29 protein-coding genes are annotated in these 26,145 nt (G+C 60.2%); 14 read left to right on the top strand and 15 right to left on the bottom strand.

The annotated features are described in order from the left end of the window. Positions 1–98: 98 nt before the first annotated feature. Entirely contained in the window at positions 99–884 is a 786-nt protein-coding gene (locus tag GA0061103_RS08835; RefSeq protein ID WP_092709752.1) for an SURF1 family protein, read from the bottom strand. Continuing rightward, positions 853–1,272 (bottom strand): DUF983 domain-containing protein, encoded by a 420-nt coding sequence (locus tag GA0061103_RS08830; protein ID WP_092711192.1) that lies wholly within the window; start codon positions 1,270–1,272, stop codon positions 853–855. The genes GA0061103_RS08835 and GA0061103_RS08830 overlap by 32 nt, the downstream gene beginning before the upstream one ends. A 147-nt stretch (positions 1,273–1,419) precedes the next feature. Between GA0061103_RS08830 and GA0061103_RS08825 the strand changes: the two genes are divergently transcribed. Continuing rightward, on the top strand, positions 1,420–2,070 hold the full coding sequence (locus tag GA0061103_RS08825) for a chloramphenicol phosphotransferase CPT family protein (protein ID WP_092709749.1): 651 nt from the start codon (positions 1,420–1,422) through the stop codon (positions 2,068–2,070). A gap of 62 nt (positions 2,071–2,132) precedes the next feature. Here the strand turns inward: GA0061103_RS08825 and GA0061103_RS08820 are convergent, their stop codons facing one another. The 6 genes from GA0061103_RS08820 to coxB form a co-directional block, all read right to left on the bottom strand. After that, on the bottom strand, positions 2,133–3,011 hold the full coding sequence (locus GA0061103_RS08820) for a cytochrome c oxidase subunit 3 (protein ID WP_092709747.1): 879 nt from the start codon (positions 3,009–3,011) through the stop codon (positions 2,133–2,135). A gap of 63 nt (positions 3,012–3,074) precedes the next feature. Continuing rightward, the gene (locus tag GA0061103_RS08815; protein WP_092709744.1) at positions 3,075–3,686 is read right to left on the bottom strand and encodes a cytochrome c oxidase assembly protein; all 612 of its coding nucleotides are present in this window, start codon (positions 3,684–3,686) and stop codon (positions 3,075–3,077) included. 9 nt (positions 3,687–3,695) lie between these two features. After that, positions 3,696–3,836 carry a hypothetical protein gene (locus GA0061103_RS08810; protein ID WP_015339051.1) on the bottom strand — a complete coding sequence of 47 codons (141 nt, stop codon included), beginning with the start codon at positions 3,834–3,836 and terminating at the stop codon, positions 3,696–3,698. Next, positions 3,833–4,792, bottom strand: coding sequence for a heme o synthase (locus GA0061103_RS08805; protein WP_092709742.1), 960 nt, complete (start codon positions 4,790–4,792; stop codon positions 3,833–3,835). Before GA0061103_RS08805 ends, GA0061103_RS08810 begins: the two co-directional genes overlap by 4 nt. Positions 4,793–4,850: 58 nt before the next feature. Then, positions 4,851–6,545 carry a cytochrome c oxidase subunit I gene (gene ctaD, locus GA0061103_RS08800; protein WP_092709741.1) on the bottom strand — a complete coding sequence of 565 codons (1,695 nt, stop codon included), beginning with the start codon at positions 6,543–6,545 and terminating at the stop codon, positions 4,851–4,853. Between the two features lie 15 nt (positions 6,546–6,560). Further along, a complete protein-coding gene (gene coxB / locus GA0061103_RS08795) occupies positions 6,561–7,448 on the bottom strand; it encodes a cytochrome c oxidase subunit II (RefSeq protein ID WP_092709738.1) in 888 nt (295 codons plus the stop codon). 340 nt (positions 7,449–7,788) lie between these two features. Between coxB and GA0061103_RS08790 the strand changes: the two genes are divergently transcribed. Together GA0061103_RS08790 and tldD are read left to right on the top strand one after the other, a co-directional pair. After that, positions 7,789–8,412, top strand: a complete 624-nt coding sequence (locus GA0061103_RS08790) for an invasion associated locus B family protein (protein ID WP_092711190.1) — start codon at positions 7,789–7,791, stop codon at positions 8,410–8,412. Positions 8,413–8,475: 63 nt separating this feature from the next. Beyond that, the gene (tldD, locus tag GA0061103_RS08785; RefSeq protein WP_092709736.1) at positions 8,476–9,891 is read left to right on the top strand and encodes a metalloprotease TldD; all 1,416 of its coding nucleotides are present in this window, start codon (positions 8,476–8,478) and stop codon (positions 9,889–9,891) included. Between the two features lie 13 nt (positions 9,892–9,904). Here tldD and GA0061103_RS08780 read toward each other — a convergent pair whose 3' ends face one another. Continuing rightward, positions 9,905–10,210, bottom strand: coding sequence for a nucleoside triphosphate pyrophosphohydrolase family protein (locus GA0061103_RS08780; protein ID WP_092709733.1), 306 nt, complete (start codon positions 10,208–10,210; stop codon positions 9,905–9,907). 108 nt (positions 10,211–10,318) lie between these two features. Continuing rightward, complete coding sequence (locus GA0061103_RS08775; protein ID WP_092709730.1) at positions 10,319–11,617, bottom strand: D-alanyl-D-alanine carboxypeptidase; 1,299 nt, start codon at positions 11,615–11,617, stop codon at positions 10,319–10,321. A gap of 227 nt (positions 11,618–11,844) precedes the next feature. Here GA0061103_RS08775 and GA0061103_RS08770 point away from each other — a divergent pair, with 227 nt between their 5' ends. Beyond that, complete coding sequence (locus GA0061103_RS08770) at positions 11,845–12,903, top strand: polysaccharide deacetylase family protein (protein WP_092709727.1); 1,059 nt, start codon at positions 11,845–11,847, stop codon at positions 12,901–12,903. A 108-nt stretch (positions 12,904–13,011) separates the two neighbouring features. Here GA0061103_RS08770 and pdxH read toward each other — a convergent pair whose 3' ends face one another. Beyond that, positions 13,012–13,632: a pyridoxamine 5'-phosphate oxidase gene (pdxH, locus tag GA0061103_RS08765; protein ID WP_092709724.1), complete on the bottom strand. Its 621-nt coding sequence runs from the start codon at positions 13,630–13,632 to the stop codon at positions 13,012–13,014. 64 nt (positions 13,633–13,696) lie between these two features. Here pdxH and GA0061103_RS08760 point away from each other — a divergent pair, with 64 nt between their 5' ends. The 4 genes from GA0061103_RS08760 (at position 13,697) to GA0061103_RS08745 (ending at position 17,184) form a co-directional block, all read left to right on the top strand. Continuing rightward, positions 13,697–14,155 carry an RT0821/Lpp0805 family surface protein gene (locus GA0061103_RS08760; protein WP_092709721.1) on the top strand — a complete coding sequence of 153 codons (459 nt, stop codon included), beginning with the start codon at positions 13,697–13,699 and terminating at the stop codon, positions 14,153–14,155. Between the two features lie 316 nt (positions 14,156–14,471). Continuing rightward, the gene (locus tag GA0061103_RS08755; protein ID WP_092709718.1) at positions 14,472–15,629 is read left to right on the top strand and encodes a DnaJ domain-containing protein; all 1,158 of its coding nucleotides are present in this window, start codon (positions 14,472–14,474) and stop codon (positions 15,627–15,629) included. A 122-nt stretch (positions 15,630–15,751) separates the two neighbouring features. Then, complete coding sequence (gene fabI, locus GA0061103_RS08750) at positions 15,752–16,570, top strand: enoyl-ACP reductase FabI (RefSeq protein ID WP_075855547.1); 819 nt, start codon at positions 15,752–15,754, stop codon at positions 16,568–16,570. Between the two features lie 17 nt (positions 16,571–16,587). Continuing rightward, positions 16,588–17,184, top strand: a complete 597-nt coding sequence (locus GA0061103_RS08745) for a histidine phosphatase family protein (RefSeq protein ID WP_092709715.1) — start codon at positions 16,588–16,590, stop codon at positions 17,182–17,184. Positions 17,185–17,299: 115 nt separating this feature from the next. Here the strand turns inward: GA0061103_RS08745 and GA0061103_RS08740 are convergent, their stop codons facing one another. After that, positions 17,300–17,560, bottom strand: coding sequence for a DUF1344 domain-containing protein (locus GA0061103_RS08740; RefSeq protein WP_092709712.1), 261 nt, complete (start codon positions 17,558–17,560; stop codon positions 17,300–17,302). A 375-nt stretch (positions 17,561–17,935) separates the two neighbouring features. Between GA0061103_RS08740 and aroC the strand changes: the two genes are divergently transcribed. Genes aroC through GA0061103_RS08725 form a run of 3 tightly spaced genes read left to right on the top strand, consistent with a single transcriptional unit; the run spans position 17,936 to position 20,948 of the window. Next, positions 17,936–19,033 (top strand): chorismate synthase, encoded by a 1,098-nt coding sequence (aroC, locus tag GA0061103_RS08735; protein WP_092711188.1) that lies wholly within the window; start codon positions 17,936–17,938, stop codon positions 19,031–19,033. 10 nt (positions 19,034–19,043) lie between these two features. Further along, complete coding sequence (gene ribB, locus GA0061103_RS08730) at positions 19,044–20,147, top strand: 3,4-dihydroxy-2-butanone-4-phosphate synthase (RefSeq protein ID WP_092709709.1); 1,104 nt, start codon at positions 19,044–19,046, stop codon at positions 20,145–20,147. A 48-nt stretch (positions 20,148–20,195) separates the two neighbouring features. Beyond that, positions 20,196–20,948, top strand: coding sequence for a M50 family metallopeptidase (locus GA0061103_RS08725; protein WP_092709706.1), 753 nt, complete (start codon positions 20,196–20,198; stop codon positions 20,946–20,948). Between the two features lie 22 nt (positions 20,949–20,970). Here GA0061103_RS08725 and GA0061103_RS08720 read toward each other — a convergent pair whose 3' ends face one another. The 3 genes from GA0061103_RS08720 to GA0061103_RS08710 form a co-directional block, all read right to left on the bottom strand. Then, the gene (locus tag GA0061103_RS08720; protein WP_092709703.1) at positions 20,971–21,513 is read right to left on the bottom strand and encodes a GNAT family N-acetyltransferase; all 543 of its coding nucleotides are present in this window, start codon (positions 21,511–21,513) and stop codon (positions 20,971–20,973) included. 301 nt (positions 21,514–21,814) lie between these two features. After that, entirely contained in the window at positions 21,815–22,894 is a 1,080-nt protein-coding gene (locus tag GA0061103_RS08715; protein WP_092709700.1) for a dipeptidase, read from the bottom strand. An 84-nt stretch (positions 22,895–22,978) separates the two neighbouring features. Further along, positions 22,979–24,169, bottom strand: coding sequence for a winged helix-turn-helix domain-containing protein (locus tag GA0061103_RS08710; RefSeq protein WP_092711186.1), 1,191 nt, complete (start codon positions 24,167–24,169; stop codon positions 22,979–22,981). A 107-nt stretch (positions 24,170–24,276) separates the two neighbouring features. Between GA0061103_RS08710 and GA0061103_RS08705 the strand changes: the two genes are divergently transcribed. Genes GA0061103_RS08705 through GA0061103_RS08695 form a run of 3 tightly spaced genes read left to right on the top strand, consistent with a single transcriptional unit; the run spans position 24,277 to position 26,142 of the window. Further along, the gene (locus tag GA0061103_RS08705; RefSeq protein WP_092709697.1) at positions 24,277–24,954 is read left to right on the top strand and encodes an energy-coupling factor ABC transporter ATP-binding protein; all 678 of its coding nucleotides are present in this window, start codon (positions 24,277–24,279) and stop codon (positions 24,952–24,954) included. Continuing rightward, positions 24,954–25,556, top strand: coding sequence for an energy-coupling factor transporter transmembrane component T family protein (locus GA0061103_RS08700; RefSeq protein WP_092709694.1), 603 nt, complete (start codon positions 24,954–24,956; stop codon positions 25,554–25,556). Before GA0061103_RS08705 ends, GA0061103_RS08700 begins: the two co-directional genes overlap by 1 nt. A gap of 28 nt (positions 25,557–25,584) precedes the next feature. Further along, a complete protein-coding gene (locus GA0061103_RS08695) occupies positions 25,585–26,142 on the top strand; it encodes a biotin transporter BioY (RefSeq protein ID WP_092709691.1) in 558 nt (185 codons plus the stop codon). Positions 26,143–26,145 lie beyond the last annotated feature (3 nt).

Genomic DNA, 26,145 nt, shown 5'->3' with positions numbered 1-26,145 from the left:
TCTAATCCGCATGATCTTATCCAAAAACCGCTGCGCACTTGTTGGGATCATGCTCTAGACGAATATTCCATCGAAATGAAGCTATTCTATTGCCGATCTCACTGGCTCGGCGCATCCGGATGGCGTTTCCGCCACCAGGAAATGGCGACGATCGCCACCAATGCCACCGCCAAGCCATACCACGTCACCGCATATTGCAGGTGATTGTTCGGCAGATCGATGATGGTCACGCCGCCGATCGGCAGCCCTTGCGGATTGGGCGTCTTGTCGGCATCGATGAAGAACGGCAGCACCTTGTCCTTCGGCAGGCCGACGCTCTCCGCCATGACATCCAGATCCTTCCAGAAGAAGATGTTCTTGCCGAGATCATTGTCCGGCATGCCGTCGGGCCGCCCGGTGAGCTTGGCACGGGCGAGACCGGTAACGGTCTGTTCGCCGGTCAATTCACCCTGCTTGCGTTTTTCAGGCTCCTTGGCCTCAGTAGGTACGAAGCCTCTGTTGACGAAGACGTAACGGCCATCGTCCAGCTGCAAAGGCGTATAGATGTGATAGCCGGGATCGCCGTCATAGGTGGCGAGGAAATGCCGCTCCTTGTCGTTGAGGTAATGGCCTGACGCCGTCACCACGCGATATTCGATGTCGCCGCCGGATGCCGCCATCGCCTCGATCGCCGACACAGGTACGGTGGGCGCATCCTTGCGGGCGGCGATATCGGCGAGTAGACCTTCCTTCCACTGCAGCCGCTCCACCTGCCAGGTTCCAAGCCCGAGCAGGATGACGAGTGCGGCGAGAAGAAGCAGTGCCTTGCCGATCTGCCACAAGAGACTGGCGCGGCGCACGGGCGCTGCGGACTCAGTCACGGTGGACGCGCCCTTCGCTGGCATTGTTGCGATATTGGAGCGCGATCAGGATACCCTTGCACCAGCGCAGGGACAGAAGCGACAGGATGATCGTCAATGGCGCGAAAAGCACGATATAGACCCAGACCGGCGGCGCATAATTGATCTGCATCCACAGGACCGAGCCGATGATAATGAAGCCGACAATCAGGATGACGAAGACCGCCGGGCCATCGCCCGCATCAGCAAAGGCATAATCGAGATCGCAGGCGGCACAGCGCGGCTTCAGCGATAATAATCCGTTAAAAAGCTTGCCTTGGCCGCAACGCGGGCAACATCCCTGTATGCCGACCTTGAACGGATCGACGGGCGCAAAGAGAGCGCTGTCGCTATGGGATGCCTCTTCCGGCGTCTTGTCTTGCTCTGAGGTCAAAGTTCTATCTCGATCGGCTACCATTACGGGCGATCATGTGAATCCCGCCCCATTATTATAACTAACCGCGATGCGCGCATCCGTCCAATCGAAAAGCTCCCAAGCCCTCCCCATCGGCCTGAAAAACATGCAAAAAGGATTGAATTCATGGCATTCAGCGAAGGCTCGCCGCCCGGCCAGATCGTCATTCTCAACGGTGCGCCGCGATCCGGAAAAAGCAGCATCGTCGAGGCGATACAGGCTGATTTTGAGGGCGTGTGGGTCAATCTCGGCGTCGACGCCTATGTGCGGCATATCACGCCTCCACGCTACCGTCCGGGCATCGGCATGCGCCCCGGCGGCGAGCGGCCCGATCTCGAGCCGCTGGTTGCGCGCTTTTATGCCGCACTCTATGCCTCGATCGCCGCACATAGCCGCATGGGATTGAATGTCGTCGCCGAGTTCGGTCATCACGACGCCTATTCGCGACCACTCGGCATTCTCGCCGATTGCGCCCGGCTCCTAACCGGCCTGCCCACCTTGTTCGTCGGCGTGCGCTGCCCGCTCGATATCGTCATGCGGCGGCGGCTGGAGGAAGGGCCGGAGCGACAAGGGACTTATGTGAAGGTTGAAGCTAATATGCCCGTCCCCGCGCCGGTCATTGCCTGGCAGGAGCATGTGCACCGGCCCGGCATCTATGATCTGGAGGTCGATACGTCGATGAACAGCCCCGAGGCCTGTGCCGAGCAAATCCGGCAATTGCTTGCCAGAGGCCTGCCTCGTCCCACGGCATTCGAGAGAATTGCCTCTGGGGATTGAGGAAACAAAACAAAAGGCAGACGCCGAGCGCCCGCCTTTTGTTTTCCAGATATCAATGGCGATCAGCCCGCCGCGAGCGGTGCGCCCCAGCTGCCCCAGATGTAGATGCAGAAGAACAGGAACAGCCAGACGACGTCGACGAAATGCCAGTACCAGGCGGCGGCCTCGAAGCCGAAATGCTGCTTCGGCGTGAAATCACCCCGGATGGCACGGATGAGGCAGACCAGCAGGAAGATCGTACCGATCAGGACGTGGAAGCCATGGAAGCCAGTCGCCATGAAGAAGGTCGCACCATAGATCGAGTTCTTGAACTCGAAGGGTGCATGCGCGTACTCATAGGCCTGGACGCAGGAGAACAGAGCGCCGAGGAGAACCGTCAGCGTCAGACCCTGGATCAGCCCCTTGCGGTCGCCATGCAGCAGCGCATGGTGCGCCCAGGTGACGGTCGTGCCCGACAACAGCAGGATGATGGTGTTGTAGATCGGCAGGTGCCAGGGATCGAGAACCTCGACGCCCTTCGGCGGGAACTGACCACCGAGGAAGGCCGTGCGCGATGCCTGGATCGCCTCGTTCGGGAACAGGCTGACATCGAAATAGGCCCAGAACCAAGCAACGAAGAACATCACTTCGGAAGCGATGAACATGATCATGCCGTAGCGCAGATGCAGCGAGACGACGCGGGTATGGGCGCCCTCATGCGCTTCCTTGATCGTGTCTGCCCACCAGCCGTACATGACGTAGAGGATTACGGCGAGGCCGATGAAGAACAGCCAGGGCTGCGCGAAATTGATCCCGAACAGATGCACCGCGCCACCATTCAGGTAGCGCATGAAGCAGACGCCGCCGAAGGTGATCACGAAAGCCCCAAAGGCCGCAATGATCGGCCACGGACTGGGATCGATAATGTGATAGTCGTGTTTTCTCTGATGCGCCTCGGCCATATCAGCAATCCCCGAATAACTTTTTCCCATATTGCTTCCGGTCAAACCGAGAAGCACTCTCCATCAAAGTTTCTTTTCCACCGGCTTCGTACCGCCGTCATTGGAAGCCACGGGCTTTGCGCCCTCCCGTGGGTAATAGGTGTAGGACAGTGTCAACGCATTGATCGTCTTGGTTTCCACAGCCTTGGTGATCTCCGGATCGACATAGAAAACCACCGACATCTCACGCTTTTCGCCGGGTGCAAGATCCGTCTCATTGAAGCAGAAGCACTGGACCTTGTTGAAATAGACCCCGGCTTCCAGCGGCGTGACGTTGAAGATCGCCTGGCCGCGTTCCATCTTGTCCGACTTGTTCTCGATCTGGAACTTGACCTCGACCGTCTCGCCGATCTTCGGGCTCACCGACTTCTGCAGTGGCTTGAAATCCCATGGCAGGCCCGGCGCGACATTGGCGTCGAAGGAAACCTGGATCTGCTTGTCGAGAATGACGTTCGACACCTGCTCGACGCGCTGCGTCGTGCCGTTGTAGCCCGTCACCTGGCAGAACATGCGATAGAGCGGCACGGCAGCGGCGCACATGGCGCTCATGCCGACGACGAAGCTCAGGCACATGGCAACGATCATCCCGTTGTTGCGGCTGCCGCTTCTCGTGCTCTTTTTAACCTCCCCCTCCATCACGCCTCCTCAAACGTGTCCGGAACCGACCTTGATGATGGTGATCGCGTAGAACAGGACCACCAGACCGGCAAGCACCAGCCCGAGCGCGATATTGCGCCCTCGCCGCGATTTCTTCTGCGCTTCGGTCAGCTTGACGAGTTCGATCATAGCCAGCCTCCAGCGCCGCCCGACATCAGCACGGTAACGAGCCGGTCGATCAGCAGCGCCGAAAAGATCGCGAAAAGATAGAAAATGGAAAAGCCGAAGAGCTTCTTTGCCGGCACCATCTTCACGTCGCCATCGGCCATGCGCCAGACGGCGATGGAACAGTGCACGAAGATCGCGCCGAGGATCGCGGCAACAATACCATAGCCAAGGCTCGCAAAGCCCATGAAGGCCGGCACGACGCCGACGATCGCGGTCAGCACCGCATAGACGACGATCTGATTCTTCGTCGTCGGGACGCCCGAGACATTCGGCAGCATCGGCACGTCGACGGCCTCGTAGTCACCCATCTTGAAGAGCGCCAGCGCCCAGAAATGGGCCGGCGTCCAGAGGAAGATGATCAGGAAGAGCACGATGCTTTCGACCGGCACGCTGCCGGTGACGCATGCCCAGCCAATGACGGGCGGGAAAGCGCCGGCCGCACCGCCGATGACGATGTTCTGCGGCGTCGAGCGCTTCAGCCACATCGTGTAGACGACGGCATAGAAGAAGATGGTGAAGGCGAGAATGCCGGCTGAAAGCCAGTTGATCGCAAGACCGAGGATCGTCACCGAGAAGCCCGACAATACCAAGCCGAAGGCCAGGGCTTCCGATGGATTGATACGGCCCGATGGTATTGGCCGGCTCTTGGTGCGGGTCATGACGGCGTCGATATCGGCGTCATACCACATGTTCAGCGCGCCGGACGCGCCGGCACCGACGGCGATGCAGAGGATGGCGATGAAGCCAAGGACGGGATTGATGTGGCCGGGGGCCAGCACCAGCCCCGTAAAGGCCGTAAAGACGACCAGCGACATGACGCGCGGCTTCAGAAGCTCGAAATAATCGCGCGCACCCGCTTCCGACAGGCCGGTTTCGCCTTGCTTCGCGAGTGCTTCGTGATTGTCGATGACCGTCATTCTCTCTTCCAATTGTCAGTTGAACCGGACGCCGCTTATCACGGCGTCCGGAAATGAGCTACTTGATGCGCGGCAGCTCTTCCCACTGGTGGTGCGGCGGCGGCGACGAAAGCTGCCACTCGAGCGTGGTTGCGCCGTCGCCCCAGGGATTATCGCCTGCAACGCGCTTCTTCATGAATGCATCTATAACGCCCCAGAAGAAGAAGCAAAGGCCTACGGCTGCGACATAGGAGCCGATGGAGGAGACGAAGTTCCAGCCGGCATAGGCATCCGGATAGTCGATGTAGCGGCGTGGCATGCCTGCGCGGCCCAGGAAGTGCTGCGGGAAGAACACCATGTTGACGCCGACGAAGGTGATCCAGAAGTGCCAGTTGCCGATCCGCTCGTTGTACATGTAACCGGTCATCTTCGGGAACCAGTAGTACCAGGCGGCGAAGATGGCGAAGACGGCGCCGAGCGACAGCACGTAGTGGAAGTGCGCCACCACGAAGTAGGTCGCGTGCAATTCGCGGTCGAGGCCGGCATTGGCGAGCTGGACGCCGGTGACGCCACCGAGCGTGAACAGGAAGATGAAGCCGAGCGCCCAGATCATCGGCGTGCGGAACTGGATCGAGCCGCCCCACATCGTCGCAATCCACGAGAAGACCTTAACGCCCGTCGGCACCGCGATAACCATCGTCGCGAAGACGAAGTAGCGCTGCGTGTCGAGCGAGAGGCCTGTCACATACATGTGGTGAGCCCAGACGACGAAGCCGACGGCACCGATCGCGACCATGGCGTAGGCCATACCGAGATAACCGAAGATCGGCTTGCGCGAGAAGGTGGAGATGATGTGGCTGATCATGCCGAAGCCGGGCAGGATCAGGATGTAGACTTCCGGATGACCGAAGAACCAGAAGAGGTGCTGGTAGAGCAGCGGGTCGCCGCCGCCTTCCGGCGCGAAGAAGGTCGTGCCGAAGTTGCGGTCCGTCAGCACCATGGTGATGGCGCCAGCCAGAACCGGCAGCGACAGGAGCAGCAGGAAGGCGGTGATCAGAACCGACCAGGCAAACAGCGGCATCTTGTGCAGCGTCATGCCCGGAGCGCGCATGTTCAGGATCGTGGTGATGAAGTTGATCGCACCGAGGATCGAGGAGGCACCGGCAATATGCAGCGCGAAAATCACGAGATCGATCGCCGGACCGGGATGGCCGACCGTACCTGACAAGGGCACATACATCGTCCAGCCACCGCCCGCGCCATAAGCGCCTGCCGGGCCTTCGACGAACATCGAAAGGATGAGCAGCAGAAAGGCCGGAACGAGCAACCAGAACGAAATGTTGTTCAGACGCGGGAAAGCCATATCCGGAGCGCCGATCATGATCGGCACCATCCAGTTGGCGAAACCGCCGATCATCGCCGGCATGACCATGAAGAAGATCATGATCAGCGCGTGAGCGGTGACGAAGACGTTGTACATCTGCTTGCCGCCATCGATCGCGGCATCGCCGGAGAAGCCGTAGACCATCGACGCCAGACCGCTGAAGATCTGGATGCCAGGCTCCTGCAACTCCATGCGGATGGCGACAGAAAGCAGGAAGCCGATCACGCCCGCGAAGATCGCGAAGATCAGATAGAGCGTGCCGATGTCCTTGTGATTCGTCGAAAACAGCCAACGGTTGGCAAAAGACTGCTTGTGTGCGTGATGATCGTCATGCGCGTGGGCGTCGTGAAGATCGTGCGAGTGATCGTCGTGTGCCGTGGATCCAGCCATTGTTCCTATCCCCTCTTACTTCGCCGTGTTTTCGGCGACCTTGACGGTCGTCGGTTGATCGACGGCGGCCATCAGAGCCTTGTTCGCCTTGCCGACATCGGTTGCGGCAGCGGCCAGCCACTGCTTGTACTGATCATCGGAGACGACGCGGATGGCGATCGGCATGAAAGAGTGATCCTTGCCGCAGAGCTCGGAACACTGTCCGTAGTACAGGCCTTCGCGGTCGGCATTGAACCAGGTTTCGTTCAGGCGACCCGGAATGGCGTCGATTCTGACGCCGAAGGCGGGCATGGCGAAGGAATGGATCACGTCGGCCGGTGCGGCGGTGACAAGAAGGCGCACATTCTTGCCGACAGGCACGACCATTTCATTGTCGACAGCAAGCAGCCGCGGATATTTCGACTTGTCGTCCTTGCCGGCGGCGGTGCGATCCTGCTCCTTCAGCATGAAGGAATCGAAGGCAACCGGCGTCGTGCCGCTGCCCTCATATTCATAATTCCACTGCCACTGCGTCGCCGTCGCCTTGATGGTGACATCCGTCTTCTCCGGGAAGGTCAGCTGATCGGTCAGTAGATTGAAGGAGGGAATGGCCAGGAAGAGAAGAACGAGGACCGGTCCGATGGTCCAGATGACTTCGATCAGCGTGTTATGGCTCGTCTTGGACGGAACCGGGTTCTTGGAAGCCCGGAACTTGACCATGACCACCACCAGGAGGACCAGAACAAGCAGCGTGATCGGAATGATAAACCAAAGCGTGTATGCCTCAAACCAGCGGATTTGATGCATGTTGCCGGTTGCCGCCTGCTGCATACCGGTTTCCCAAGGTCTCGGCTGATCGGCGTAGCTACCTGTCGCAAAAAGCAGACAGATCATAGCCGCCAGAGCCGCGTAAGCTCTTTTCATCACGATGTCTCTCCCTCCAGCGTTTGATCCCAGATCTTCCTCAAACGCAGTATCCCTACAATCCATTGCGCTTCAAACCACAGTTTGGGGTGCTCCGCAACAACTCAAGACATTTGTTAGTGCGGCATTTTTGCGCGAATATCCCCCCATGCTTGTCCCGGACATGGCAAGCATTTCATCATCATACGAAAAATTGCATCGCGGTCCATGGCGCCGCCGGGACAAAATGGAGTAGACGTCGTATTTCCGCCGTAGTCGGTTGGAATCCAGCAGCCGGGGCTTTTCATTTGCCGGCCTGGGCTTCAACAATAGCGGCACTGATTCGAATCTAGAGGTTTCCATGGGTTTTCGTTCCCTCGCCCGGCTTTTGCTTGTTACCGGCAGCGTCGCTGCCGCAGTCGCTGCACCCGCATGGGCGCAACAGGCACAGCAGACACAGCCGCCGGCGCAGCAGACCCAGCAATTGCAGCCGGATCAGCCTGGCCAGCAGCAGCCGCATACGCAGCAGGTTCCCACCAGCCAGGTTCCGCAACCGCCGGGTACGGTGCGCTCCAGCCATGGCGCATGGTCCGTCGTCTGCGACAAGCCGGCCGGTGCTGCGACCGAGCAATGCGCGCTGATGCAGAACGTCATCGCCGAGGATCGTCCGGAAATCGGTCTATCCGTCGTCGTGCTGAAGACTGCCGACCGCAAGTCCAAGATCCTGCGCGTGCTGGCGCCGCTCGGCGTGCTGCTGCCGAACGGTCTCGGCCTTAATATCGATGGCAAGGATATCGGCCGCGCCTATTTCGTGCGCTGCTTCTCCGATGGCTGCTATGCCGAGGTCGTGCTGGAGGATGAATTGCTGAAGACGCTGCGCAGCGGCGCCACCGCAACCTTCATCGTCTTCCAGTCGCCGGAAGAAGGCATCGGCATCCCTGTGGACTTGAAGGGCTTTGCGGACGGCTACGACGCCCTTCCCTGACGGGATGGGCTTGCTCTTGCGCGGTGCGAAGCCTACATCGGCTCTGAACGGAGCACCTGACCCATGAATACCGATCTCCTTACTCTTTTCGATGCCGATGAAGCCAAGCTGCGCGGCATTGTTGCCGAGGCGCTGTCGGGCGCCGATGACGGCGAACTCTTCGTCGAGCATGTCCAGGCGGAATCGCTGACCTTCGACAATGGCCGGATGAAGGGCGGCAGCTTCAACACCGAGCAGGGCTTCGGCCTTCGCGCCGTTGCCGGCGAAGCGGTGGGCTATGCCCATGCAGGCGATCTTTCCGAGGCTGCGCTGAAGCGCGCCGCCGACGCCGTGCGTGCGGTGACATCGGGCTATGCCGGTTCCTATGCGGCGGCGCCACAGCGCACCAACAAGGTGCTCTATGGCGACGAGAACCCGATCGGCACGCCGAGCTTCGAGGAGAAGGCGAAGCTCCTGCAGCGGATCGACAGTTATCTGCGTGACAAGAACGACAAGGTGCGCCAGGTGACGGCATCCATCGCCGCGAGCTGGCAGGTGGTCGACATTCTTCGCGCCGACGGTCATCGCGTTCGGGATGTCAGGCCGATGACGCGCGTCAATATCTCGGTCATCGTCGGCGACGGCGACCGGCAGGAAGCCGGTTCCTTCGGCACGGGCGGGCGCATCGGCTTCGGAGATTTCGTTACCGAGGACAATTGGCACCACGGCGCCGACGAGGCGCTTCGGCAGGCGCTCGTCAATCTCGAGGCGATCGAGGCACCGGCCGGCACGATGGACGTCGTGCTCGGCTCCGGCTGGCCGGGGGTGATGCTGCACGAAGCCGTCGGCCACGGGCTGGAAGGCGATTTCAACCGCAAGAAGACATCGGCCTTCGCAGGCTTGCTGGGTCAGATGGTGGCCGCTCCCGGCGTTACCGTCGTCGATGACGGCACGATCGAGAACCGCCGCGGCTCGATCACGGTAGACGACGAAGGCACGCCTTCGGCCTATAATGTGCTGATCGAGAACGGTAAGCTGGTCGGCTATATGCAGGATCGGCAGAATGCCCGGCTGATGGGCATGCAGGCGACCGGCAACGGCCGTCGCCAGGGCTATGCCCATACGCCGATGCCGCGCATGACCAACACCTACATGCTCGGCGGCGACAAGACGCCGGACGAAATCATCGCCTCGGTGAAGAAGGGTATCTATGCCGTCTCCTTCGGCGGCGGCCAGGTGGATATCACCTCGGGCAAGTTCGTCTTCGGCTGCACCGAGGCCTATCTGATTGAGAACGGCAAGGTCGGCGCTCCGATCAAGGGCGCGATGCTGATCGGCAACGGCCCGGACGCAATGAAGCGTGTCACCATGATCGGCAACGACATGAAGCTCGATACCGGCATCGGCAATTGCGGCAAGGCCGGCCAATGGGTTCCGGTCGGCGTCGGCCAACCGCATCTGCGCATGGACCAGATCACGGTGGGCGGCACCAAGGCTTAACCGCCCCGCTGCACTACGCTTGGGGCCGAAACCGCCATTTCCGCTCGACGGCAGCCGGCAGATCGAGGCCGTTGCGATGCGCGAATAGAAGAATATGGCCGAGTACATCGGCCGTTTCATCGGCAAGCGCCGTCGCCAGATCCGCGTCGCTCATGCCCTTGCGGCGCCCGCGGCCGGTGATCCTATTCCAGATCTGGACCAACTCGCCCATTTCTTCCTGGAGTTTCAGCACGAACCAATCGTCGTCGCGCGTCAGGCCGGTGTCGGCGGCATAGGTCGCCGAAGCCGTTTCGAATTGCTCCATCAGGTCTTTCAGCATCGAAATCGTTCCCTTTATGTTCTAGTCATCAATGAACGATTCCCGCAAAAAAGTCGAGCCGGCGGAGATTTGCTCCGCCGGCTCGCGTCCATCCAATTCAGATTATACTCAGCCCTTGCTCGGCAGCAGCATGCAATCGAAATCCTTGCGCTTCAAAGCGGAGCAGGCCGAACTTGCATCGTCTCGGCTTGCAAAGCCAACGAAGCGGGCACGATAGACCGTGTTGCCGCCCTTGCCGACAGCTTCGGTATAGGGCGAGGCATTGGCGAGCGCATTGCCAGCCTTGGATTTCGCTTCGGAAAGCAAATCCTTGGCTGCCTGGGCCGTCGGGGTTGCGGCGATCTGCACCTGCCAGCTGCCGCCCGCTGCCGGCTTGTTGGCAACGAGGATCTCGTCCATCGCAGCCGGGCGATCCATTGGGACGGTGACGTTCGACGTCGCGGCAAACGCCATCGGGACGACCTCGGTACGCTTGCGCGCCGGCGCAGGGGTCGTCGTGGCAGTCGTCTGGGCATCGACATCGACGGCAACATCGTCCGATACGGAGGCCACTTCAACCTGCTTCGCGACCTTGCCGCCACCGACACTTGCCAGCAGCCGCGATGAGGAGACCGAGCTTGCCTTCGGCACATAGCGATCCAGCAGCGAGGCCATCAGCGCATCGCGGCCGCGCGCGGTGGCGCCGCCCATGACGACGCCGATCACGCGGCGATTGCCCTGGCGCACGGCGCTGACGAGATTGAAGCCGGAGGCGTTGGTATAGCCGGTCTTGATGCCGTCCATGCCTTCATAGCGATACATCAGGTTGTTGTGGCCGCGAACGCTGTGGCCACGATAGTTGAAGCTCGTCTGCGAGAAGAGCCGGTATTCCTGGGGATAGTTATTGATGAGCGCGACGGCGAGCGTCGACATATCGCGGGCGGTCGTCCACTGCTGCATGTTCGGAAGACCGGACGCATTCAGGAAGGTGGTGCGGCGCATGCCGATTTCGCGCGCCTTCTGCGTCATCAGCCGGGCAAAGCCGCTTTCGCTGCCACCGAGCGCTTCCGCCATGGCCGCGGCGGCATCGTTGGCGGACTTGATGATCATACCATCGACCGCCTCGCGGACCGTCACCGTGCCGCCGGGCTTCAGGCCCAGCTTGGTCGGGGGCTTGGCAGCGGCGAAACGCGAGACCGGGATCCGCGTGTTCCAGCTCAGCTTGCCGCGATGGATCGCCTCGAAAGTCATGTACAAGGTCATCATCTTGGTCAGCGATGCCGGATGGTTGAGGTCATCCGCATTGCTTGAGGCGAGCACCTTGCCGGTCTTCGCATCCATGATGAAATAGGCGCTGCCCGCGAAGCTCGCCGCGGGCGCGCTCAATAGCAAGACGGCCGCAGACAGAGCCATCAGAAGTCTTTTCATAATTGTCCCCAACCGAAAGAATGCCAACACACCGCATCAATCCCTGTATGATTTTGCGACAAAAAACCTGATATCGGTGCGATATTGAGGCAACAGCCTCGATAGTTCTTTAATTTTGCTATTGCTGGTAAAATAATTGTTAACGTATTGGAAATTATGGCAAAGATTCAGTAAGGTTTAACGGGGATGCGCTACAGCGTTGACATTGGTCAACCGGGTCGAGCCGCATGGAACAGGGCATCAAGGTCCGCCTCAAGCGCACGATGATCTCAAGCGGGCTTGAGGCTGCCGCAATCTTGAAGGGTGCGGGGCTGATGCGTGATGTTGCGGGCCTCGGCACGATATTCACCCTGCATCACGTCCGCCCCGCCCTTCCCCGTCGTTTTGCGCCCAATGCACATCTGGAGGTCTCGCCAGACTTTCTCGATCAGGCGATCGCCCGGCTGAAACAGGACGGTTACGAGTTCATCGCACTCGACGCCCTTCCGTCACGAGCAAAAGGCGTTGACGGCAAGCCGCCCTTCGTCGCCTTCACGCTCGACGACGGCAACCGGGACAATCTTGACCACGCCCTGCCGATCTTCGCACGCCGCGATGTACCTTTCACCGTCTTCGTCGCCCAGGGACTTTCGGAGCGCACCCATAGTTTATGGTGGGAGACGCTGGCCGAGCTGCTCGGCCGGCTAGATCGGCTGACATTCGATTTCGGGTCGGGAGAAGAGTTTCTGCCACTCGGCAGGGACAGCCAGAAGCATGCCGCATTTGCCCGCTTCGCCGCCTTTGTCCATAGTCATGAGGAAAGCGAAGCCGTCGGCCGGATCGATGAGCTTGCCCGGCGTCATGGCCTGGAACCGCTCGATATCGTCCGTGCATCGATCATGGATCGGAACGAATTGCGGCAGCTCGCTCGCCATCCCCTTGCCTCGCTCGGCGCCCATACGGTGAGCCATCGGGCATTGACAAGGCTCCCCGAAGCAGAGGCTGTCGCGGAGATGGCGCTCTCGGCCGATTATGTCGCCGACATCATCGGAAAGCGGCCAACCACGATCGCCTACCCCTATGGCACGAACGAGGCCGTCTCGGCGCGCGAGGGACGGCTTGCGGCCGAACTCGGCTTTTCTGTCGGGGTCACCACGCGCCCCGGCACGATCACCACGACAAATGGAAATGTGCCGCTATTGCTGCCGCGGCTGTCGCTGAACGGTCATTACCAGAAGCCGCGTTATGCGTCGGCGCTCGCCTCCGGCATCCCCATGCGGCTAATGGGGCGCCGGGAAACGGCATAGGATTCAAAGCATGTCGCGCAAAAGTGTGCAGCGGTTTTGCGACGACGACATGCGCAACATCCAAAGACCTAAAGTGCGAGAAGCGAATCTGAAAGATCGCGACGAACTTCAGGGATACATCCGCACCTTCTGCCAGGCGCCTTCGGGTATATCGCGGCGAAACTCGATGCGATCGTGCAGGCGGAACTGGCGATCGTGCCAGAATTCGATCGACAGCGGCCGGATGCGGAAGCCGGACCAGTAAGGCGGGCGCGGAATATCACCGATGGCGTAGCGGGCGGTATATTCGGCAACAGCTTTTTCCAGTGCAAAACGACCTTCCAGCGGACGAGACTGCTTCGAGGCCCAGGCGCCGATGCGGCTGCCGCGAGCCCTTGTCTTGTAGTACTCGTCGGCTTCCTTGTCGCTTACCACTTCAACCAGGCCGCGCAGGCGCACCTGACGACGCAGCGACTTCCAGTGGAAGCACATGGCCGCTTTCTTCTGGGAAAGAATTTCTTGGCCTTTCTGGCTCTCGAAATTTGTATAGAATACGAATCCGTCGCTATCGAAACCCTTCAGAAGAACCATGCGGACATTTGGCAAGCCATCCTTATCCACCGTTGCCAGTGCTACCGCATTCGGATCGTTCGGTTCGGTGGTCTCGGCTTCGCGCAGCCAGGACGCAAAAAGAGTGAAAGGTTCGTTCTGCTCGGTGAAGTCACCGCTTGTTAACTCGTTTTCCGACATATTAATTCAAATGCTCCGCAATTCCTAATAACCGCTGGCCCCTCTGGCTGGCCAAGATGTTCGGGTGGAAGTCATAGCAAAGTCGACCGTTCATACAAAGCGCAAGCTTGCAAAAGGCGTGACGATGGCTGTCGCCCTTGTCTCCCTTCTTGCCCTTGGCGGCTGCGTCGGCGGCGGCATGGACTATCTGAGCTCTGCAAAGGTCGATCGCAGCGTTTCTACAGGCACGGTACCGACCGCTGCCGTGACGACCGACAGCATGTCCGACGAAACCACAGTGCGCAATGCCGTCACCTCGGCGGACCTTCATAAGCTCAACGGCCAGCCCATACCCTGGGCAAACACCTCAACCGGCAGCGCCGGCGTCATCGACGCCATCGTGGAAAGCAACGCCTCCGGCGTGGTCTGCCGTCAATTCCGTACCAGCCGACACTCCTATCAGGGCGTTGCCAACTTCTCTGGCAGGACCTGCCTTGTCGGCTTGGGCGAATGGCAGCTGCTCAGCTTCCAGCAGGCAGGCTGACCGCCTTTTTCCCCTTCTTGTCCTGCCCGCAAATCAGTTCACGCTGCTAGGCATTCTATCGTAGTCGGCGATCCGCCTCCGACTGCAAATCCCAAGCATCGCCCGTTAGCGATCGGCTAACCATGCCTTGAAATGCAGGCTTCTGGTCCCCATCCGCCGTAACGCCTGATTAGCAACTTTTCCCGCAGGATCGGCTCATCGGCGCATCAGCCTTGCCTCCCATGACGGGAAGCAGGATGGCGAAGCGCTATCAACTGGTTCTTTGCTTGGGGTGCTGCGATGGGGCTGGGCACACCCATGAATGATGGCGGGAAAGATGCGCGATCCGTATAAGGTGCTGGGCGTTAGGAAAGATGCGGGGGCGGACGAAATCAAGTCCGCCTGGCGCAGTCTGGCGAAGACTGCCCATCCCGATCACAATCTGGGCGATCCAACCGCGTCGGAGCGGTTTGCCGAAATTGGCCGTGCCTACGAGACGTTGAAGGATCCACAAAAGCGCAGCCGCTACGATCAGATCGCGCGCATGGCCGAGGCAAAGGGTCAGAGCCAGGAACAGACGATCATGCAGCAGCGGCAGGCGGCCCGCGAGGCCGCCGAGCGAGCCAAGGCCGCGCGCGCCAATGCCGACAAGATCATGGAAGAGCTTGCCAGGGCTAATGCCCGCAAGGCGGCAGCCTCCACCGCATCCGGCCAGCAGGGCAACGCTGCCGAATCCCCCGAAGACATGGTCGAACGCATTTTTGGAGTGAAGACCGGCCAGGCGCAGCAGGCACAAGCCACTGCGGCGGCCGGCGCAAAGCAGGCGGAAAAACCGCAAGAGCAACCCGATACCGCGGCACCGGAAGAGCCGCAGATGGAAGAAGAGCAACTGGCAACAGCTTCCGCCGGTTCGCGCTCCGCCTTCGGCATCCTCGGCTCTCTGGTGCGTCGCATCACGGGTACCAATGCGCCCGAAAAGCCGCCGGAAAAAACCCCGGAGGTCGCCGCCGAAGCCACGGTAACGCTCGACGACATGCTGAAGAGCCGCTGGATTGCCGTTCCGCTGCCCGACAACCGTGAGGCGCGCTTCCAGGCGACGACTGATATCTCCAATGGCCAGGTGCTTCACCTCAAGGGCCAGGGACTGAAACTGCAGGGCATGCTGCGCGGCGATGTCGCCGTCACCGTGCATCTGTCGACCGACGGGCGCTTCACGCTCGACGGCAGCGATGTGCACACGATATTGCCCATTACCATAGAGAATGCCGTTCTCGGTTGTGAAACCACAGTCGAGGGATTGAACGGACCGGTCAGGATCACGGTGCCGGCCTGGTCCGGTTCGGATCAGGTCGTGCGCATTTCCGGCGAGGGATTGCCCGACGGCAATGGCGGAAAAGGCGATCTCATCGTCGAATTGCGGCTGATGCTGTGGGAAAAACCCGACGATAAGGTCACCGATCTCATGCGCAGCATGCGTGAAGGGCTTTTCCTGTGAAATTTTGGTGACAACAGCACCCTTTGTTACGATCCCTAACAGTTGATGATCTTTACGATGCTTGAACAGGGGAACGGCCTATGCCATAGGCAGGGTCATTCGAAAGTTCAAGGGAGCAGAATATGGCTCAATCCACTGGCCTCATGGCAGGCAAACGCGGCGTCATCCTCGGCGTAGCAAACAACCGTTCGATAGCGTGGGGTATTGCCAAGGCCTGTTCGGATGCCGGAGCCGAAATCGCATTGACGTGGCAGGGCGATGCCCTGAAGAAGCGCGTCGAGCCGCTTGCTCAGGAACTCGGCGCCTTCATGGCTGGCCATTGCGACGTGACCGAGCCGGCAACGATCGATGCCGTCATCGACACGCTGGAGGCGAAATGGGGCAAGATCGATTTCGTCGTTCACGCCATCGCATTTTCCGACAAGGATGAGCTGACCGGCCGTTACCTCGATACCAGCCGCGACAACTTCACGAAGACGATGGACATCTCCGTCTATTCCTTCACGGCAGTTGCGCAGCGCGCCGAGCGAATCATGAATGACGGCGGCTCGATGATCACCCTCACCTATTACGGTGCAGAGAAGGTCATGCCGCACTACAACGTGATGGGTGTCGCAAAGGCTGCTCTCGAAGCAAGCGTGCGCTATCTCGCAGTCGACCTCGGCAGCCGCGGTATCCGCGTCAACGCGATCTCGGCAGGCCCGATAAAGACGCTGGCAGCTTCCGGCATCGGCGACTTCCGCTACATCCTGAAGTGGAACGAATATAACGCGCCGCTGAAGCGGACGGTTACGATCGACGAAGTCGGCAATTCCGCCCTCTATCTGCTGTCCGATCTGTCGACGGCCGTTACCGGCGAAATCCACCACGTCGATTCGGGCTATCACACGGTTGGCATGAAGGCCGTGGACGCGCCCGACATTTCCGTCGCGAAGGACTGACCAACAGGAATCTGACCGTGTCGCCCATCCTCTATGTGATACGCCACGGTCAGACCGACTGGAATGCCGAGCGCCGCCTGCAAGGGCAGAAGGACATCGATCTCAACGCCATCGGCCGCGAACAGGCCCGGCAGAACGGCATCGATCTCGCCGAAATCCTCGCCTTCGAAAACCAGCCCTTCGATTTCGTCGCGAGCCCCATGCGGCGCACGCGCGAGACCATGGAAATCGCCAGAGATGCCATGGGCCTGCCGCCCAAGGACTATGCGACCGACGACAGGCTGGTCGAACTGTCGTTCGGCGCCTGGGAAGGCTTCACGCTCAAGGAATTGAAGGCGACAACGCCCGACCGGCTTGCCGAGCGCAAGGCGAACAAATGGGACTTCATCCCGCCCGGTGAAGATGCCGAAAGCTATGAAATCCTCTCCTGGCGCGTCGGCTCGTGGCTGGCATCGGTCGACCGTCCGACGGTCTGCGTCACGCATGGCGGCGTCATCCGTACGCTGTTCCGTCTGATCGGCGATGTCGAAAAGGAAGAGGCGGCGGAAATCCCGATCCATCAGGATCAGATCCTGAAGATCGATCCGCAGATGAAGATCATCGGCTGGATGTAGACAGTTCCCGACTAGGCGCGATTGGCTGCATAGTTTGGAAGTGAGCGAAGAAGAACAATCACCTTGAAGGCGGAAAACCCGCCCAAGACCGCGGGCTGCCCGGCGGCAATGCTATTTACTGGACGATATCGAGATCGTTGACGACGCGCTTGCCGTCGACTTCCGTATAGAAGACCACGACCTTCACACCGGCCTGCAGGCCACTGAAATCGAAATCTTCGGGCACCTGATAGCTCTTGCCATCATCCAGCGTGATGTTGAAATTCTTCGTGTCGACCTTCTTGATGACGGCCTCGACATCCGCGCTTTCGGCAAAGCCCGCGACAGGAGCAAGCAGGCTTGCCGTGGCCAAAAGCGTCGCTACAAAGAAGCGCATCGTCGTCACCCTTCAGGTCAATTTGCTTTTCATTTCTTATTGTGATGTAGAAAACACGTCGAATATGGCGGAAGTTGCCCCCAATAGTGGCTTCGCTCGCCCAATTGGTGAATGCATCGTCACAATCCACAGCGCGGATTAATCTTTGTTTACCATGATGATGAAGCGGCGGACGGCAGCTGCGACAGCCGTTTCCCCGCAGCCTGAAAGAAAGATTTTATTTTGCCGGCATCCGGCACTGGAATCAAATAGGTAGAGCATGGTGTCGCCCGAAAACTGCTTACACTTTTCGGCGTCATGCTCTATGAGTGGGCCGAAATTGCAAGAGACAAGACGCGGTCTGCACGACAGGCCGCAATAATCCGGTCGTTTTTCATGTCGCACAATACATTCGGTCATCTTTTCCGCGTCACCACCTGGGGCGAAAGCCACGGCCCGGCGCTCGGCTGCGTCGTTGACGGCTGCCCTCCCGGCCTCCGCTTCAAGCTGGAAGATATTCAGACCTGGCTCGACAAGCGCAAGCCGGGGCAATCGCGCTTCGTGACGCAGCGACGCGAGGACGATCTCGTCAAGGTTCTGTCGGGCGTGATGTTCGACGAGGATGGCGAGACGATGATCTCGACCGGCACGCCGATCTCGATGCTGATCGAGAATACCGACCAGCGCTCGAAGGATTATGGTGAGATCGCCCGGCGTTACCGCCCCGGCCATGCCGATTATACCTATGACGTCAAATATGGCATTCGTGACTATCGCGGCGGCGGTCGCTCATCGGCCCGCGAAACGGCCGCACGCGTCGCAGCCGGCGGCATCGCCCGCCTCGTTGTGCCCGGCGTGACGATCCGCGGCGCGCTGGTGCAGATCGGCAAGCACAAGATCAACCGCGCCAACTGGGACTGGGCTCAGGTCGACCAGAACCCCTTCTTCGCCCCCGATCCGGCGATCGTGCCGGTATGGGAAGAATATCTCGACGGCATCCGCAAGGCCGGCTCCTCTATCGGCGCCGTCGTCGAAGTCGTGGCCGAGGGCGTGCCTGCCGGTCTCGGCGCTCCGATCTATGGCAAGCTCGATCAGGATATCGCCTCGCTGCTGATGTCGATCAATGCCGTCAAGGGCGTCGAAATCGGCGAGGGTTTCGCCTCCGCTGAGCTCACAGGCGAGGAAAACGCTGATGCAATGCGCATGGGCAACGACGGCAAGCGCATCTTCCTCTCCAACCATGCCGGCGGCATCCTCGGCGGCATTTCCACCGGCGAGGCCATCGTCGCGCGCTTTGCCATCAAGCCGACCTCCTCGATCCTGACGGAACGCCAGTCGATCGATGCCGATGGCAACAATGTCGACGTGCGCACCAAGGGCCGCCACGATCCTTGCGTCGGCATTCGCGCCGTGCCGATCGGCGAGGCGATGGTCGCCTGCGCCGTTGCCGACCATTATCTGAGGGATCGCGGCCAGACGGGCCAGCAGAGGTAGGAACTTCGAGATGTCTTACGACCAGAAGCGTGTTGTCGATGCTATCCGGGCTTTCGAAGCCGGCGAGATCGTCGTCGTCATGGACGACAACGACCGCGAGAACGAAGGCGATCTGATCGTTGCCGCCGTTCACTGCACCCCGGAAAAGATGGCTTTCATCGTCCGGCACACTTCCGGCATCGTCTGCACGCCGATGCCGCGCGAGGAGGCCAAGCGGCTGAACCTCAACGCCATGGTCGCAGAAAATGATTCCGCCCATACGACGGCTTTCACCGTTTCCGTCGATTTCAAGCACGGCACCACAACAGGCATCTCCGCCGACGACCGGACCCTGACGGTTCGAAACCTCGCCAATCCGAATGTCGGTCCCACGGATTTCGTTCGTCCGGGCCATATCTTCCCGCTGGTTGCGCGCGAAGGCGGCGTGCTGATGCGTTCCGGCCATACGGAAGCCGCCGTCGACCTCTGCAAGCTTGCCAACCTGCCGCCGATCGGCGTCATCAGCGAGCTCGTCAATGATGACGGCACGGTGACGCGCGGCCAGCAGGTGGTGGAATTCGCTGAGCAGAACGGCCTGAAGCTCGTTTCCGTCGCCGACCTCATCGCCTATCGCCAGCGCAAGGAAACCCTGATCGAGCTCGGCACCAGCTTCGACATCGAAACGCCGTTCGGCAAGGCACGCGCGCATACCTATTCCCTGCCCTGGGACCCGATGCAGCATCTTGCCGTGGTCTTCGGCGATATTCGCGATGGCGTCGATATTCCGGTCCGGCTGCATCCGGAAAACGTCGCCGAGGATCTGTTCGGCAAGCGCCGTCCGGTCGATTTCTACATGAAGAAGATCGCCGAGGAAGGCCGGGGCGTCATCGTCTATCTGCGTGAAGGTTCCGTCGGTGTCGGTCATTTCGACAATGGCCGCAAGGCGCGTCAGGCCGAGCGCGAGAGCCATGCCGAGGCACAGGCGCGAGACAGCGAATGGCTGGAAATCGGCCTCGGCGCGCAGATCCTGAAGGATCTCGGCGTCAGCTCGATCAAGCTGCTCACCAGCCGCGAGCGACATTATGTCGGGCTCGAAGGCTTCGGCATCAAAATTACCACGACGGAAATCTGCTGATCTTTGCCCGGTCCGGAAGCGGAAAGCTGGATGCGAGGTTTATAGCCATTGAAGCTCGCCTATCGCAACGATGGGATAGAATTGCGGATCGGCGGTTTACCACCGATCTGGATGCATATGGGGATTGTGATCATTGCTTGTCTGATCACCTTCCCCCTATGGATCGAGCTTCATGCAGGGGGACTTGCCACTGCCTGCATCGTCATTCCCGGAATTATCCTGTCTGTATTGGCTCACGAACTTGGACATGCCGTGACGGCCCGTTATCTCGGCTGCAAACCGACACTGATACGCCTGCATGCCGGTGGCGGCGAGGCAATTTTGGAAAGCGGCAATATTACACGAGCTGAAGCGCGTTTGATTACGATCGCAGGGCCAGCCGCAAACCTCCTGATCGCGCTTGCGCTTCTGTCGGCATATTATGTTGCCATGCCAGACACGGCAGTACCCTTCGTACCAACCCCCGAAAGTCCCTGGACTGTGCCGCCACCCATGGCGATACCGCCGTTTTGCCGGGCTCTTCAGTGGCTCGGCGTGCTGAATCTCATCTGGTGTGTCGTAAATCTGCTGCCGGCGTTTCCGCTCGATGGCGGACACCTATTCTATGACGTGATTGAATCTCGCTACGGCCCTTATCGAGCCCTTTTTTGGACGGGCCTGCTCGGAACAATTTTCGCGGTGATTGCCAAGATTATATTCATCGCCGGAATTTTAACGGGCTTCGTGATCTGGTCGCCACCCTATCTCAAGCCGAATTTACAGGCTCTCCAAATGGCGCGGCAACGTCAGCCAACGACATGAGCGAACGCTGGCCGTCTCACCCTCAAAGGGGAGGTCGTGAAAACTCGCGATCCAGCAGACCCATCATGATGTCGTCGTGCCAGCGGCCGTTGACGTAAGCGGTTTCCCGCTCCCTCCCCTCGACGACAAAGCCGCATTTCTCATAGGCCCGAATGGCGCGCTTGTTGTAGGCCAGCACGCGTATTCCGACGCGATGCAGCCCCATCTCGCCGAAAGCATGACGCAGCAGAAGCATGATCGCTTCGGTGCCAAAGCCTTTGCCGAGCAAGGCCGGATTACGGATACCGATCGCCATCGTCGCGCGCCTGTCTTGGAGGTTGACGTTGTCCAATCTGATTTCGCCGCCAAAGGAACCGTTGATTTCGATGACCCAGGCGTACGGGTGACCGGCGAAGTGCTGCACCCATCTGACTGCCCCCTCCCGCGTGATGGGCTTGATGTCCTCTTTGTTCACGCCATACATTTCCGCGATCTCCGCATTCGTGTCCAGGGCGAGGCGCGCATCGGCGTCGTCGGCACATGGCGGGCGGAGCTTGACATTGCGCCCCTCGAGAATTGGTGACAACGAACCCTCCCTTTCCAGGCGCTGTTCTGCCTATTCGACCCTATAAGTCAGGCCCTCCACCGGAGACGGAGGTTTGAAACGCTATATTCGAACCACTAGAAGTGGTTTTGCCACAGCTTACAAGCACCGATCAGCAGTATCCCGGCCTGGAAGGCTCCTGCGTCAACATCGCCGCCACGGAAATCTGCCGATCATAACCCTCCCCTTGAGGGGGAGGGTCTGAGCGAAACTCCGGGGTGGGGTGATGTCTCACCGGAGTCGTCGGTCACCCCCACCCGCGCGTTCCGCGCGACCTCCCCCCTCAAGGGGGAGGTGACAAAGTTCGCGATCGATCCAGCCACGTGAGGTCGAACACGCGGAGCCAATTATCATAGGAGAATTTTCGCAGAGCCTGTTCATCGAATCCGCTTTTGCGCATGGCCTCCATGAGGCGTGGCAAACCACTTGCGTCCCCAATCTCGCGGGGCACGACGGCGCCGTCGAAATCCGATCCAAGGGCGACCCCATCCGCTCCAACGCGGGCAATAAGATAATCGATCTGGCGCACAACGGAGTCGAGCGAAGTGTCCTCCTCAAGATGGGCATCGGCGCGAATATCGTTGACGGCAAGATTCAACCCAACGACCCCACCGGTGTCGCGGATGGCGTCCAATTGCCGGTCGGTCAAGTTTCGCGTCGATGGACATATGGTATGGGCGCAGACATGCGTGGCCACAAGCGGAGCGGTGCTCAATGCCGCGACATCCCAAAATCCGCGCTCGTTCAGATGGGAAACGTCGATCATGATCCCGAGTTCATTGCATCTTCTGACCAGGTTCTTGCCCAAATCCGTCAGCCCGGGTCCTGTATCGGGCGATCTCGGATAGGCAAACGGAACGCCATAGCCAAAGATGTTCGGGCGGCTCCATACGATGCCCAGGGATCGGAGGCCGGCATCGTAAAGGCTATCCAGATAACCGAGATCGGGGCCGATGGCATCGGCGCCCTCCATATGGAGTACGACGGCAAAGTCGGTATCATATCGCGCCGCCTCGATCTCGCGGACGCTCGTTGCGAGACGTATTTTATCGCCAGAACGCCCAATCAGCTTCCTTATTGCCGAAAGCTGTCCGTCGATTTGCCGGCGGGCATGGTCCGGATGCACCGCCTCGGCATAGCGAACTTCGTAGCCATTATGGGTGATCGTCAGATCATCCACCGGCTCATGCTCCGGCGGGGCATACATCGCAAACAATCCGCCGGCCAAGCCGCCTTCGAGCGCTCTTGGAAGATCGAGATGCCCGGCCTCAGACCGAGCCAGAAAATCGCGGCCGTCAGGCTTATAATCCAACATGAACTGGACCGCATCATTATGCCCATCGAAAATCCGAACAGTGTCCATGCGATCGTAGTCCCCAAAATTAGAGGCAATTTTGCTTATGCCACAACGCAATTCGCTACCGATTTCCCGAAAAAGGAATGTCGGTCATCCCCGCCAGCCGTCGAGAAACACGACCTTCCCGACGCCAGTGAAACGGGCAACACGCTCCAGCTCCGCTTCCAGCTTCTCCAGCCGGCCGGCCGATGCCTTGACACCGGGCTCCAGCCACAGGCGCTTCACATCAAGGGTGCCGGCCTTGCGGTCGGCTTTCATGTCGATCCGCCCGATCAGCCGGTCACCCTCCAGCAGCGGAAAGACGTAGTAGCCGTATTCGCGTTTCGGCTCCGGCACGAAAATCTCGATACGGTAGAAGAAGCCGAACAGACGTTCGGTGCGGTTGCGATCGCGCAGCGTGGGATCGAAGGGGCTAAGCACGCGGATTCGCGCCGGCGCTTCGGCATGATCGTCGAGCGTGTCATGGAAGTCGAGGAAGGCGAAGGACGAGCGCGGCTTGCCGCCGCCGGCGGGCTCGATCAGCACTTCGGTCAACTCGTCACGATGCGTCTCGACCCAGCTTTTGGCTTCCTGCGGCGTCACGAGATCCCAGAAGGCGGCGATTTCACCCGAGGTGGCAAAGCCGAGGCGCTGCAGCGCGCTACGGCAGGCCCAGTCCACGAATTCGTCGTGCTCCACTTCCGGCTCGTGGAAATGGCTCGGCAGGACGCGCTCGACGAGATCGTAGACCTTCTGGAAATTGGTGCGGCCGGCGATGGCGAACTTGCCGGTGCGCCAGAAATATTCGAGCGCCGTCTTGTTCGGGTGCCAGTTCCACCAGCCGCCGGAAACATGATCTTCCGCCTTGACCTCGCGGGCGGTAATCGCGCCGTTCTTCAGCACGCGTTCGTAGGTTTCCTCGAAGGCCGCCTCGAACCCCTCCCCGCGCCATTTGCGCCAGCGCGCGATGATCGCCTCGTCCTCGCGGCGGAAGCGATGCTTCCAATAGACGAAGAAGGCGCTCGGCAGGATGGAGGCATCATGCGTCCAGTTCTCGAAGAGCGCGCCATCCTTTTCCAGGAGTTCCGTCAGGTGCTCGCGTCGATAGGTCTGGTTGCGCGAAAACAGGATCTGGTGATGGGCGCGCTCGACGGTGCCGATGCTATCCACCTGCACGAAGCCGATATCGTGGATGAGCTGCAGCAGCCCCGCCTTGGTCAAGGCGCGGTTCGGTGGATTGGCAAGCCCCTGCTTGGCAAGGAACACGCGGCGGGCGTCACGATTCGAAAGCAGATTCGTCATGAGACGATCATAGGCATAAATTCCCATGCTTTCAAAGAGGTGCTGATTTGATAAATCGAGGCGATGCGCTATAGCTCCGGGCCACACTATGGGACAAGGGAAACCGCTTGGATATCCGCTTCGACAATGCCGGCGTCGATTACGGCAAACGCACAGCGCTGTTTCCGCTAAGCCTGACGCTGAAGGAGCGCCGCATCGGGGTGATCGGTCTCAATGGTTCCGGCAAGACGACCTTTGCGCGCCTCATCAACGGGCTCATCAAGCCGACAACGGGGCGTGTTGTGGTCGATGGGCTCGACACGCTCGGCGATGCCGCCAAGGTGCTCGGCAAGGTCGGCTATATCTTCCAGTCGCCGCAGAACCAGATCATCCTCCCCATCGTGCGCGACGACATTGCCTATGGGCTGAAGGCGCGCGGGTATGACAAGACGCAAATCGAGGCCGCGGTCGAGGGCATCCTTGGGCGGTTCGGCGTCAGCCATCTTGGTTCGCGGCGCGCGCATGAGCTTTCCGGCGGGGAGCTGCAGATGGCGGCACTCTGCTCGGTGCTGGTGACCGGACCTGACATTCTCATCCTGGACGAGCCAACGAACCAGCTCGATCTCAAGAACCGGGCGCTCGTGCAGAAGACCATCATGGGCCTGCCGGAAAGCGTCATCGTCATCAGCCACGACCTGCCGCTGCTCGAGGATTTCGAGCGGGTGCTGCTGTTCGACCAGGGCCGGCTGGTGGCCGACGCTCCGGCAGCGCAAGCGATTGCCCGCTACAGGGAGATGGCAGGCTGATGCAGACGCTGCATGTCGACGTCGATACCTGGCTGCACCGGCTTTCGCCGCGCATAAAGCTGCTGGCGCTGACCGCATTCGGCGTGTTGCTGTTTCTGACGCAGTCCATCGCGCTGCTTGCCTGCGCAAACCTTGTCGGTGCCGCCCTATATCTTCGCAGCGGCCTGCCGGTTGGAGAGGCGCTGAAGCGGCTGCGGCCTATTCTGATCTCGATTGCCGTGCTCGCTGTTTTCGCCGCCCTCGTCGGCCCGCTTCATGCCGCGATCGTCACGGCGCTCCGGCTCACAGCGCTGGCGCTGTTTGCTGCAACCGTGACGGCGACGACCTCGATGGCCGCTTTCATCGACGAAATCACCGTTCTTGCCATGCCGCTCGAAAAGCTCGGCCTGCTCAAGGCCGCCGATATCGGGCTGGCGATTGGGCTGGTGATCCGTTTCGTCCCCGAGATCCTCGATCGCTACCGCGCGATCCGTGAAGCGCATCAGGCGCGCGGGATCAAGGTCCGCCTGGCAACTACAATTGCACCGCTGATCATCCTGACGCTGCGCGATGCGGACAATATCGCCGCTGCGATTGACGCGCGCGGCATTCGGCGTCAATGAACACAGATCTTTTTCTGAAGGAGCCGCCATGAACACCCGCGATCTCGTCCTCTCGGCGCTGTTTGCCGCCATCATCGTGGCGCTCGGCCTGCTGCCGCCGATCCCGATCGGCATCATTCCCGTGCCGATCACGGCGCAATCGCTCGGCGTCATGCTCGCCGGCGTCGTGCTGGGCGCCAAGCGCGGCACGATCGCGGTGCTGCTGGTGGTCGTGCTTGTTACGATCGGCCTGCCGGTGCTCTCAGGCGGACGCGGCGGCCTTGCCGTCTTTGCCGGTCCGACGGCCGGCTTCTTCGTCGGCTGGATTTTCGCAGCCTTCATCACCGGCTATCTCTCCGAACGACTGGTGAAGCCGGAACAGAGCGGCCTGGTTCAGGGTATCGGCTTCTTTATCGCTGCAGTCATCGGCGGTGTGGTGGTGCTCTATGCGTTCGGCGTTGCCTGGCTGGCCATCAATATCGGCTTCAGCAAGGCGTTTATCGGATCTCTGGGCTTCGTGCCGGGCGACGTCATCAAGGCTGTGGTCGCGGCCCTGGTCGGCCGCGCCGTCATGGTCGGCTACCCGCTTCTGCCGCAGCGGAGCTAAATC

The sequence above is a fragment of the Martinezella multihospitum genome (assembly GCF_900094585.1).
Taxonomy (GTDB): domain Bacteria; phylum Pseudomonadota; class Alphaproteobacteria; order Rhizobiales; family Rhizobiaceae; genus Rhizobium; species Rhizobium multihospitium.
This window is presented reverse-complemented; position numbering and strand designations above follow the sequence as displayed.

Bases quoted from the DNA above. Each gene is read 5' to 3' on its own strand.
- GA0061103_RS08695 (WP_092709691.1), top strand. From the start codon at position 25,585: ATGAACACCCGCGATCTCGTCCTCTCGGCGCTGTTTGCCGCCATCATC.
- GA0061103_RS08700 (WP_092709694.1), top strand. From the start codon at position 24,954: ATGCAGACGCTGCATGTCGACGTCGATACCTGGCTGCACCGGCTTTCG.
- GA0061103_RS08775 (WP_092709730.1), bottom strand. From the start codon at position 11,617: ATGAAAAGACTTCTGATGGCTCTGTCTGCGGCCGTCTTGCTATTGAGC.
- GA0061103_RS08740 (WP_092709712.1), bottom strand. From the start codon at position 17,560: ATGCGCTTCTTTGTAGCGACGCTTTTGGCCACGGCAAGCCTGCTTGCT.
- GA0061103_RS08770 (WP_092709727.1), top strand. From the start codon at position 11,845: ATGGAACAGGGCATCAAGGTCCGCCTCAAGCGCACGATGATCTCAAGC.
- GA0061103_RS08810 (WP_015339051.1), bottom strand. From the start codon at position 3,836: ATGATCGAACTCGTCAAGCTGACCGAAGCGCAGAAGAAATCGCGGCGA.
- ctaD (WP_092709741.1), bottom strand. From the start codon at position 6,545: ATGGCTGGATCCACGGCACACGACGATCACTCGCACGATCTTCACGAC.
- tldD (WP_092709736.1), top strand. From the start codon at position 8,476: ATGAATACCGATCTCCTTACTCTTTTCGATGCCGATGAAGCCAAGCTG.
- ribB (WP_092709709.1), top strand. From the start codon at position 19,044: ATGTCTTACGACCAGAAGCGTGTTGTCGATGCTATCCGGGCTTTCGAA.
- aroC (WP_092711188.1), top strand. From the start codon at position 17,936: ATGTCGCACAATACATTCGGTCATCTTTTCCGCGTCACCACCTGGGGC.
- GA0061103_RS08815 (WP_092709744.1), bottom strand. From the start codon at position 3,686: ATGGAGGGGGAGGTTAAAAAGAGCACGAGAAGCGGCAGCCGCAACAAC.
- GA0061103_RS08710 (WP_092711186.1), bottom strand. From the start codon at position 24,169: ATGACGAATCTGCTTTCGAATCGTGACGCCCGCCGCGTGTTCCTTGCC.
- coxB (WP_092709738.1), bottom strand. From the start codon at position 7,448: ATGAAAAGAGCTTACGCGGCTCTGGCGGCTATGATCTGTCTGCTTTTT.
- fabI (WP_075855547.1), top strand. From the start codon at position 15,752: ATGGCTCAATCCACTGGCCTCATGGCAGGCAAACGCGGCGTCATCCTC.
- GA0061103_RS08805 (WP_092709742.1), bottom strand. From the start codon at position 4,792: ATGACGGTCATCGACAATCACGAAGCACTCGCGAAGCAAGGCGAAACC.
- GA0061103_RS08780 (WP_092709733.1), bottom strand. From the start codon at position 10,210: ATGCTGAAAGACCTGATGGAGCAATTCGAAACGGCTTCGGCGACCTAT.
- GA0061103_RS08790 (WP_092711190.1), top strand. From the start codon at position 7,789: ATGGGTTTTCGTTCCCTCGCCCGGCTTTTGCTTGTTACCGGCAGCGTC.
- GA0061103_RS08820 (WP_092709747.1), bottom strand. From the start codon at position 3,011: ATGGCCGAGGCGCATCAGAGAAAACACGACTATCACATTATCGATCCC.
- GA0061103_RS08715 (WP_092709700.1), bottom strand. From the start codon at position 22,894: ATGGACACTGTTCGGATTTTCGATGGGCATAATGATGCGGTCCAGTTC.
- pdxH (WP_092709724.1), bottom strand. From the start codon at position 13,632: ATGTCGGAAAACGAGTTAACAAGCGGTGACTTCACCGAGCAGAACGAA.
- GA0061103_RS08825 (WP_092709749.1), top strand. From the start codon at position 1,420: ATGGCATTCAGCGAAGGCTCGCCGCCCGGCCAGATCGTCATTCTCAAC.
- GA0061103_RS08835 (WP_092709752.1), bottom strand. From the start codon at position 884: ATGCCAGCGAAGGGCGCGTCCACCGTGACTGAGTCCGCAGCGCCCGTG.
- GA0061103_RS08755 (WP_092709718.1), top strand. From the start codon at position 14,472: ATGCGCGATCCGTATAAGGTGCTGGGCGTTAGGAAAGATGCGGGGGCG.